The sequence below is a fragment of the Microbacterium sp. C448 genome (genome assembly GCF_000582705.2).
Taxonomy (GTDB): Bacteria; Actinomycetota; Actinomycetes; order Actinomycetales; family Microbacteriaceae; genus Microbacterium; species Microbacterium lacus_A.
In genome coordinates this window covers 1-3,690 of sequence record NZ_HG779840.1, presented here as the reverse complement: position 1 = coordinate 3,690, position 3,690 = coordinate 1, and the positions used below count along the sequence as shown (strand labels likewise).

The following is a 3,690-nucleotide window of genomic DNA, read 5'->3' as shown; positions in this document are numbered from 1 at the left end:
TACCCAGCCCGCCTGACCCAGCCCCGCACCCCTGAGAGCCCCATGCCCTTCGACACGCTGCTCGTCGCGAACCGCGGCGAGATCGCCCGCCGCATCATCCGTTCCGCGAAAGAACTGGGGCTCCGCACCGTCGCCGTCTACTCGGACGCCGACCGGGCCGCGCCCCACGTGCGCGAGGCCGACGTCGCCGTGCGCCTGGGGCCCGCGCCGGCCGCGGAATCGTACCTGCGTGCCGACGCGATCATCGCCGCGGCTCTCGAGCACGGCGCCGGGGCGATTCATCCGGGGTACGGATTTCTCTCCGAGAACGTCGAGGCGGCGCGCGCGGCCGAGGCGGCGGGGCTCGTCTGGATCGGCCCGACGCCCGAGCAGATCGAGACGTTCGGGCTCAAGCACACCGCCCGTGAGCACGCCGAGGCGGCCGGGGTGCCGATGCTGGCCGGAACGGGCCTGCTGTCCTCCGCCGAGGAGGCGGTGGCAGAGGCTGAGCGCATCGGCCTGCCCGTCATGCTCAAGGCGACCGGCGGCGGCGGCGGGATCGGGATGCGGGTCTGTTCGAGTGCCGATGAGGTGCGCGGGGGATACGAGGCGGTCGCTGCGATCGCCGCGCGCAGCTTCGGCGCGGGTGGCGTCTTCCTCGAGCGCCTGGTCACGCACGCGCGCCATGTCGAGGTGCAGGTCTTCGGCGACGGCGCGGGCCGCGTTGCGATCTTCGGCGACCGCGACTGTTCGCTGCAGCGCCGCAACCAGAAGGTGATCGAGGAGGCCCCGGCGCCGAACCTCCCCGATGCGGTCCGACGTCAGATGCACGACGCCGCACGCCGGCTCGCGGCATCCGTCAACTATCGCTCTGCGGGCACGGTGGAGTTCATCTACGACCCGGTGCGCGAAGAGGCGGCATTCCTCGAGGTCAACACGCGCCTACAGGTCGAGCATCCCGTCACCGAGGCGGTTTTCGGCATCGACCTCGTCGCCCTGATGCTGACGCTCGGGCAGGGAGGTGCGGCCGCGATCGACGACGCGGTGTTCGAGACGGCCCACGTGCCGCGCGGCCACGCGTTCGAGGCCCGGGTATACGCCGAGGACCCCGCTCGCGGGTTCGCGCCCTCGCCCGGACTCGTGACGAACGCATCGTTCCCCGCGGGCGACGGCATCCGCGTCGACGCCTGGATCGAGACGGGGCTCGAGGTCACCCCCGACTACGACCCCATGCTCGCGAAGGTCATCGTGCACGCCGCCCACCGTGACGCCGCCCTCGACCTGCTCGGCGACGCCCTCGCCGAGACCCGCATCGACGGCATCGTGACCGGGATCGGGATGCTCGAGGCGCTGTGCCACGATCCGGTCGTGCGCGCCGTGGCTCATGACACGGGCACGCTCGGTGACCCGGACGACCCGCGACCCCGCATCGATGTGCTCACGCCGGGCCTGATGACGACGGTGCAGGATCTGCCCGGTCGGGTCGGGTTCTGGAACGTCGGTGTGCCACCGTCGGGGCCCATGGATCCGGTGTCGTTCCGGGAGGCGAACCTTGCCGTGGGGAACGATGCGGATGCCCCGGCGCTCGAGATCACCATGTCGGGACCGCGACTGCGCTTCTCGGCACCCGCCGTCGTCTGCGTCACGGGTGCCGACGTGCCCGTGACGATCGACGGACGCGCCGTGCCGCTGTGGGAGCCGTTCGGCGTGCCCGCCGGAGCGGTCGTGGCGGTCGGAGCCACGACCGTGGGGATGCGCGCCTACCTCGCGGTGCGGGGCGGGCTCGATATACCTGCGTACCTCGGCAGCGCCTCGACCTTCACGCTGGGCGGGTTCGGCGGGCACGGCGGCCGCGCGCTCATCGCCGGCGACGTGCTGCGACCCGGCGCATCCGTCGCCGCCCCGGCCCCCGCCGGCCCCACGCCCCCCGAGCGTCGCCCCCGCCTGACACACGAGTGGGTCATCGGGGTGCTGGAGGGGCCGCACGCGGCGCCCGAGTTCTTCACCCGCGAAGACATCGACGAGCTGTACCGGGCGGTCTACGAGGTCGACGTGCAGTCGGCGCGCACCGGTGTGCGACTGCGCGGACCCAAGCCGACGTGGGCGCGCGAGGACGGGGGAGAGGCGGGCCTGCATCCCTCCAACATCCACGACACTCCCTACGCCGTCGGGGCGCTCGACTTCACGGGCGACACCCCGATCATCCTCGGGCTCGACGGCCCGAGCCTCGGGGGATTCGTCTGCCCCGCCGTCGTCGCCAGCGGCGAGTTCTGGAAGGTCGGACAGCTGCGCCCGGGCGACACGGTCCGCTTCGCCGCCATCCGTGAGGAAGACGCGCTCGTGTTCGCGGCGCCGCTCGTCGCAGGGACGGGTTCAGGCGGCGGAGACGGAGACGACGGCATCCTCGCCCGACGCGCCGCGATCACCGAGGCCGACGACCTGCTCGCCCCCGCCGTGACCTACCGGCGCGACGGCGACGCCCACATCCTCGTCGAGTACGGCGACAACGTGCTCGATCTGGGGCTCCGGATGCGGGTGCACGCGCTCGAGGAGGCCGTGCTGGCTCGCGGCATAGCGGGTGTGCGGGATGTCACCCCCGGCATCCGCTCGCTCCAGATCCAGACGGATCCACGGGTGCTGCGCGCGTCGCAGCTGCTCGGTGAACTGCAGGCCATCGAGGCGGCCCTGCCCGCGACGCGGGAGCTCACGGTGCCCTCGCGCATCGTTCACCTGCCCCTGTCGTGGGACGACCCGGCCACGCAACTCGCGATCGACCGGTACATGTCGAGCGTCCGCGACGACGCGCCGTGGACGCCCTCGAACATCGAGTTCATCCGCCGGGTGAACGGCCTCGACAGTGTCGAGGACGTCAAGCGCATCGTCTTCGAGGCCGATTACCTCGTGCTCGGCCTCGGCGACGTGTATCTGGGCGCACCCGTTGCGACCCCCGTGGACCCCCGCCACCGGCTCGTGACGACCAAGTACAACCCCGCCCGTACCTGGACGGCCGAGAACTCGGTCGGAATCGGCGGCGCCTACATGTGCATCTACGGCATGGAGGGTCCCGGCGGGTACCAGTTCGTCGGCCGCACCGTGCAGATCTGGAATCGCTTCCGACGCGGCGGCCTCTTCGATCAGAACCCCTGGGCGCTTCGGCCGTTCGACCGCATCCGGTGGTATCCGGTGTCGGCCGAGGAGCTGCTCGACCTGCGTGCCGAAGTGGACGCCGGGCGCGGCGACTTCCGGACCGAAGAGGGCCGCTTCTCGCTCGCCGAGTACGAGGAGTTCCTCGCGGCCGAGGCCGACTCGATCGAGGCGTTCCGCACGACCCAGCAAGCCGCGTTCGCGGCCGAGAAGGATGCGTGGCGCGCCTCGGGCGAGTTCGAGCGCACCTACGACGCACCTCCCGCCCCGGCCGCCGACATCGTCGTGCCCGAAGGCTGCGAAGCCGTGACGGCTCCGTTCGCGGCGAGCGTCTGGCGCGTCGACGTCGAGCCGGGGTCCCGGGTGGCGGCGGATGACCGCCTCGTCGTTCTGGAGGCGATGAAGATGGAGTCGCCCGTCTTGTCCCCGGCGGCGGGTCGTGTCGCCGCCGTTTATGTCTCACCCGGTGAGCGTGTCGCCGCTGGTCAGGTTCTCGCAGCAGTGGAGGTTCAGTCATGAGTGCCGTTCTCAATGTTCAGCACGCGTACGAGCGGATCGCGGCTGCCG

General features: G+C 71.7%; 1 protein-coding gene. It reads left to right on the top strand.

Going from position 1 to position 3,690, the window contains the following annotated elements:
* Positions 1–42: 42 nt before the first annotated feature.
* Positions 43–3,642, top strand: a complete 3,600-nt coding sequence (gene uca / locus MIC448_RS16170) for an urea carboxylase (RefSeq protein ID WP_036302066.1) — start codon at positions 43–45, stop codon at positions 3,640–3,642.
* Positions 3,643–3,690: the final 48 nt, after the last annotated feature.